This window comes from Microcystis sp. M20BS1 (genome assembly GCF_020245305.1).
Classification (GTDB): Bacteria; Cyanobacteriota; Cyanobacteriia; order Cyanobacteriales; family Microcystaceae; genus Microcystis; species Microcystis ichthyoblabe_A.
The window spans coordinates 1-6,112 of the sequence record NZ_JADBUZ010000175.1; the positions used below are offsets into that span (position 1 = coordinate 1).

Consider the following 6,112-nt stretch of genomic DNA (forward strand, 5'->3'; position numbering starts at 1 on the left):
AATCCTTATCTGGCAAGAGACTTAATTGATGAGTTCGCTCTAGATAAAAAACAATTGATAAAAGTTGGGGTAATGTCTGTTTCTATAAGGGTTTCATCTCTTATAACCCCCGTCCATTGCATAACACAAACCGAAGAACCAGAATAAGCGGTTTAAATACGTCTTAGCTTAGGAGGTCTTTGGGTGTAATTAACTCGTAACGCTCGAAGGGTTGATGAATCCAAGGATTATCGGGGTAATATTCCACATAATAGTCGGGTTTGATTCTTGATGCCGCTTTGTACCAGATCACCGCAGTTTTGATATTGGTAATCCCGTATTTTTCCTGCAATAAAATCGAGGTTTTTTGGAGGGTGATTCCCGAATCGACTAAATCATCCACTAATAACAGGGGACTCTTTAATTGGGCCTCGAGCATGGCTAAATTTGAGGAAATAGTTAATTCTCCCCGAATTTGATGATTTTGCCCCCCGTAGGAAGCAGCGTAGAGAATGGCTAGGGGTTGACGAAAAAGACGACAGAGAATGTCACCGACGCGCAATCCTCCCTTAGCTAAACAGACAATCTGAGCAAATTGCCAACCAGAATGATCGATTTTTACTGCTAATTTTTCGATCAGACGATGGTATTCATCCCAAGAAACATAGACATCGGCCATATTTTCCATTCCCGATTCAGAATTACTTATTTTCGGCAGGTCGATCACTACTCCAGGCCCACCAAACTCGATCGCATTGACAATGATAGAATTCCTGCCATTTACGACGGGAATCTTCTCCTAAAACGGGAGCGCGGCGATTGATCCAAACGGACTGAGCTTCTTTAGCTTTTGCCCCACAGTAAGGACAACAAAAATTGTAGGCGTGAACAGCATTCTCTGTCCAGTCAGGGGGAAAGGGACTAAAAGCATCCATAATCTCTGGGTTAAGGGGGTTAACAGTCAAAAAGGGGCTTGAATCGCTGGTGTTTAGGCTATAGTTCTCAATTTCTACCTCGATAATTTTTACAGCGTTTCCCATAGAGATGAAGTGTAACCTAATTTGGTATTGATGACCGACTCCACCAGAGGAAAACTTCGTGCCTCACCATTAAGATAAATGCTACAATAGGTTTTGACAAGCTGTAAATCTTCAAATATGGAAAGAAGTTATACAAAAGTTGCTTTTATAGATAGGAACATAAATTAAATATACCCTAATAAGGGTGAATAAGCCAGGCTTATAATTTTACCAAAACTAATGAAATAGCTTCTCAAACCACTCCCCAAAAATGATTATTTTACATAAGTACATTTACCTTGATGTGCTGCTGGGTAGGTTTTGTGCTGGTTAAAAGTATCGTTGGCATGAGACACCTAAGTGCGCTCGTGAAAATGCAAGGAATTAATGTCAATTATGATCGCCAAAGTTTAAATAAAATTTTGAAAAAAGGCACGTTAGAAACGCGCCTCAAAAATGATTAATTAAACTTCAGTTAAGAGATCTAAATTTAGACTATTAGCAGCCTAAACGACGTTTGTAGCCTTCAAAATCTTCACGCATTTTCTTATAGGCCAGATCTCGTTCTTGGGGCGACATATAAGCACGATCGCTTAGAGTGCTTGGCTGCGTCATATAAGCTAGAGTAGAAGATAGAGCATTACAAACTGCCCGTGTACCGACGTGTTTTACCCAGTTTTCTAGATGGCTGATATGGGTTACATCTTTGATAATGCCTTTACCTACGGCTTTAGCTTCTTGCTTAAGACAGCGGTTGAGATAATCCCAGGACATAATTTAATCCTCAATAGTCTAGTTAGTGATTGGATAATTTAAAGACTTAAAGTCATTAGGTGAAAGTTGGTGCTTTCCTGTTGCCTCTACTCTGGTAGTAGTGGTTTCAACTATAGTTATCAATTGGCTACTGCTTCTTCCAAGAAATAGGTGTAAGCTGCGGAGGCAATGACATCAATAATGAGTTCTTCTTCCGAGAGATCCTCAGATTCTGTTCCATTGGGTGCATTACCACCATTGAAAGCATCTTTGATAATACGACGCAGAAGCTCGACCCAGGCATCAATGGATAAAGCCTGTAACTGTTTTTTGATTTCCCCCTTTTTATCCTCAGCAAGCATTGAAGAAATAGTGGAGCGGACTAACTTAACACTCCAATCAACAATTGTTGCATTAAGGCGAAATTTTACGTTAGGATAACGTTTGTCTAAAAGCTCATTGATCTTTTTGGCAGTAGCTTGACAGCCTTTAAAAGTGATATAAGCAGTGACAGCACCCATTGTTAATTTAGCAGCGAAGGGTAATAAGTGAATAGCCATTGTTCATCCTCAATTTAATCGGTGATTTGACCTAACACTTTTACCTTACAGCTTGTTTTGAGAACCTTGAGCAATCAGAAAGAAAAATAATTTATTTTATGAAATTCTCTCTTGAAGCTTAAGAAAAATTGGACAGTCTGGATAAGACAACAGTGGAGCTTGAAAAAAAATTCAAGGACAAGGCATAATAAAAGAAATTTTTCAACTAAAATTTCAAACTGTTAAAGAAAAACGTCTTGACCTATACCCTATTGTTAGACTGGATGAGTTGCCTGAGATCCTAGAGGTTTTACCCTGAGTATAATTACTTAGCTGTCGCAGATCGGCAGGCATTAATTAGAATGTTGAGAGAAGCTTACTCAGGAGAAATCCTAAAATGCCACTACGATTAACACCAGAAGCGTTTGACAATGTTTATCATGAGCAACTAACGCCTATTCAAAAACGAATTTTGCGTCGTCTCCTGCGGGGGCAGTCATATCAGTCAATTCGTGGAGATAAGACGGTTTGGCTTGATCGTGAGGTCTGGACTGAGAAAAATAGAGACAACTTGCCACGAAGACATCGAGAACGGTTGGAGATGCTTGAAGCCGGCCAGTTAACGGAACAATCCTTACTAGCCCATCATTTACGGGGAATTTGCAATACTTTTGGCGTTGAATCAACGGGAAATTTAACAGATGATTTACGACAGGTTGTTAACAATTGTGTCAGGTATATCCCTGATTTTGTAACTGTGGACACACTAAAACAGTATGAATTAAATATTCCACCTATGCCCAATGGCCCTGTTGCCACTGATTCACTTTACTATCAAGAACGTTCTCCTATTGAGCAAAATTGTTATGCTTGTTTAAATAATGCTGGAAAGCAAGCTATCTTGTTACGCCTAAAAGCGCCGAGTCGGATGGGGAAGACATCGTTAATGAAACGCTTGTTAAACAATACAATGGTTAAAAATGGTCAAGGCAAGTCCGTCTATTTAGACCTAAATACTGACCGCGAGATCCTAACTCCAGATGTTTTTTATCCATGGCTATGTAAGCAAATCGGCCGTCAAATCGGACTTGATATTCGTGAAAATCTCAGGTCGCAATGGGATACAGAGTCTTCTGCCTTCAACGCTTGTGATGAGTTTCTTGAAGATTTTATCCTTAGCAAAATTGATAAACCAATATTTCTTGGCTTAGATAATTTGCTCTGTGTTTGTGAGAATCCAGCGTTGACAAATTTCTTGGGGAAATTACGATCATGGCATGAAAAAGGAGTAACTAATCAATTGTGGCGAAAGTTAGTGCTGATTTTAGCCTATTCTACAGATGATTATTTAATCAACGATTTGAATGAATCTCCTCTGTCAAACGTAGGTAAAGGACAAGAGTTGAGAGAGTTTAATCCTCAGGAAGTTTTAAATTTATCTCAAAAACATAGTCTCAAATTGACAGAGACACAACTAGAAGCCTTGCAAGAAATGATTGGAGGGCATCCCTATTTAATTCGCCAAGCTATGTACTCCCTAAGCCAAGAGAAAAAAATACTGGAAACTATCTTAACGGAGGCAGCAACAGAGGTAGGAATTTATCATCAGTATCTCTCTCGTCTTTATAGGAGCATTTGTCAATATGGTCTCAAGGAATGTCTCAAAAAAGTCATTGAAAGCAATCGACCTGTCGTATTAAATCCAATAGAAACTTTTGAGTTGTATAGCTTGGGATTAGTATCAAGAACAAAAGATGGTGTTGAGATACGCTGTCGCTTATACCGTGAATATTTTGCCAGATATTTACACCTTTAAATTGCCATTATTTTTTAGTAATAAAGTTCAAATTTAGTAAGTGATCAACAATGATTAACAATTTCTATCAATATGGAGGCAAACTCCATGCCCATACGCCGAGCTATGTTAAGCGTTTTGCGGATGGTCAGTTATATGAACTGTTAAAACAAAATTATTTTTGTTATGTTTTTAACTGTCGTCAGATGGGAAAGTCATCTCTTCAGGCTCAAGTAAAAATGCGTCTAGAAGCTACTAATGCCCAGGAAAATCAGTGTGTTTATTTGTCGCTTCAGGAAATGGGCGTTAGCCAATCTAGTTCTGAAAATCAATGGTATCGCGGGTTGTCTAAAAAAATATTTCGCGGTTTAAATTTGCAGAAACAGGCTAATTTTGATGAATGCTGGTCAAGGTTCTCTGGACAAGGAGCCGTTAGCTCTTTTTCGGATTTTATTGCGGAAGTTTTATTGCCATTAACATCTTCTAATTTGGTTATTTTTATTGATGAAATTGACAAAATTTTAGAGCTATCTTTTAGGGATAATTTTTTTGGTTTGATTCGTGCTTTTCATGAAAAGCGGGCAGAGTACGATGACTTTAATCGTTTAACGTTTTGTTTTTTAGGAGTAGCAACACCGAATGATTTAATTCAAAATCCTTTACAGAGTCCCTTTAATATTGGTCGAGCTATTGAGCTAAGAGGGTTTGAATTTAATGAAAGTTTAGTTTTAGCGCAAGGACTACAGGACGTGGCGAGTGTTCCAGAAGAAGTCTTGAGGGAGATTTTATTTTGGACAGGAGGACAACCTTTTTTAACACAAAAAGTTTGTGCTTTGTTGGTTAAATCTCAGATTAGGATTGGGGAAGGTCAAGAAAAGTCTTTTATCGAGGAATTTATCTACTCATCAATCATCCGTAACTGGGAAGGGCAAGATGATCCTAGCCATTTAAAAGACATTAAAAATCGATTATTGGCAAAGGAAATATTGACTGGAAAATTGTTGGAAATTTATCGCCATATTCTACAAAATGGTTATTTTACTACAGAGGGAAATCAGTTAGAATCGGAGTTACGCTTATCTGGTTTAGTTGTTAAGAGAAGTGCAGATTTAGAGATTTTTAATCCTATTTATCGAGAGGTTTTTTCCCTCGAATGGGTACAAAAGCAGTTAGATAGTTTACGCCCTTATGCTGTTGCTTTGAATGCTTGGCTTGCTTCGGAGAAAAATAATGCTTACTTGTTGGACGAAACCGAAACAGCGCGGGCGGATATTTGGAGAGAGGGAAAATTTATAACACGAGAGGATGAGGAGTTTATCCGAGATAGTAAATTAGCCCAAAAGGATAAAGACTCCGCTCAGAAAATTGAGGCAGAAAGAGAAGCGAAAAAAATTCTAGAGAAAGCAAAAAAGAAAGCTCAAAAAGCTTTAGCTGGCTCGATCATTGCCAGTGCATTGATCATAGCGGGAACATTGATTTTTGCGACTGTTCAAACAACTAAAGCTGAAAGAGCCCGGCAATCTGCCATCGGGGTAACGCGATTAGAGCAACGGGGGATGGGTTTAGCTAGACGTTTTGAAAGGGAGGGTGAGGGACAGATAAAGCTATTATTAGAAGCGATCGACGGAGGCCAAGAATTACAGGCGATGGTGAAAACCGGGGCGATGGATAAATACTCTAGCCCCGGACTTCTGTTCGCTTTACGGACTATTCTCGATGGAATACGGGAACAGAATCATTTAGATGGTCATCGCTTTTCCGTCGGCAGTGTTGCCTTTAGTCCCGATGGTCAGTATCTCGCCACGGGATCAAGTGATGGAACCGCTCGTCTTTGGGATCGACAAGGTAATTCTCTTGTAGAATTCAAGGGTCATCAGGCTGTTGTTGGGCCAATTCAAGTCTGAATTGCATCACTGTCTGATCTACCTTTATAGAATACCTCATTCGGGGTACGATAGTCAAGACATTTTCGAGGACGATTGTTAATCAAGTTTACGGCTCTTTCCACCTCCTCTGGCTTAACGATT

The 6,112-nt window shown here is 39.2% G+C and carries 6 protein-coding genes and 1 pseudogene; 2 read left to right on the forward strand and 5 right to left on the reverse strand.

What is annotated here, in order from left to right:
* Positions 1-163 precede the first annotated feature (163 nt).
* The 4 genes from IM507_RS17125 to IM507_RS17140 form a co-directional block, all read right to left on the reverse strand.
* On the reverse strand, positions 164-658 hold the full coding sequence (locus IM507_RS17125) for a phosphoribosyltransferase (RefSeq protein WP_123230611.1): 495 nt from the start codon (positions 656-658) through the stop codon (positions 164-166).
* Between the two features lie 22 nt (positions 659-680).
* On the reverse strand, positions 681-914 hold the full coding sequence (locus tag IM507_RS17130; protein ID WP_002735880.1) for a hypothetical protein: 234 nt from the start codon (positions 912-914) through the stop codon (positions 681-683).
* Positions 915-1,496: 582 nt separating this feature from the next.
* Positions 1,497-1,772, reverse strand: coding sequence for a hypothetical protein (locus IM507_RS17135; RefSeq protein WP_123230603.1), 276 nt, complete (start codon positions 1,770-1,772; stop codon positions 1,497-1,499).
* 119 nt (positions 1,773-1,891) lie between these two features.
* On the reverse strand, positions 1,892-2,311 hold the full coding sequence (locus tag IM507_RS17140) for a hypothetical protein (protein WP_123230602.1): 420 nt from the start codon (positions 2,309-2,311) through the stop codon (positions 1,892-1,894).
* Between the two features lie 376 nt (positions 2,312-2,687).
* Between IM507_RS17140 and IM507_RS17145 the strand changes: the two genes are divergently transcribed.
* Positions 2,688-4,106, forward strand: a complete 1,419-nt coding sequence (locus tag IM507_RS17145) for an AAA-like domain-containing protein (protein ID WP_123230601.1) — start codon at positions 2,688-2,690, stop codon at positions 4,104-4,106.
* 50 nt (positions 4,107-4,156) lie between these two features.
* Positions 4,157-5,989 (forward strand): AAA-like domain-containing protein, encoded by a 1,833-nt coding sequence (locus tag IM507_RS17150; RefSeq protein ID WP_287637392.1) that lies wholly within the window; start codon positions 4,157-4,159, stop codon positions 5,987-5,989.
* Here the strand turns inward: IM507_RS17150 and IM507_RS17155 are convergent.
* Positions 5,980-6,112 (reverse strand): annotated as a pseudogene (locus IM507_RS17155) (IS30 family transposase); the annotation flags it as partial. The gene IM507_RS17150 and the pseudogene IM507_RS17155 sit on opposite strands and share 10 nt — an antisense overlap.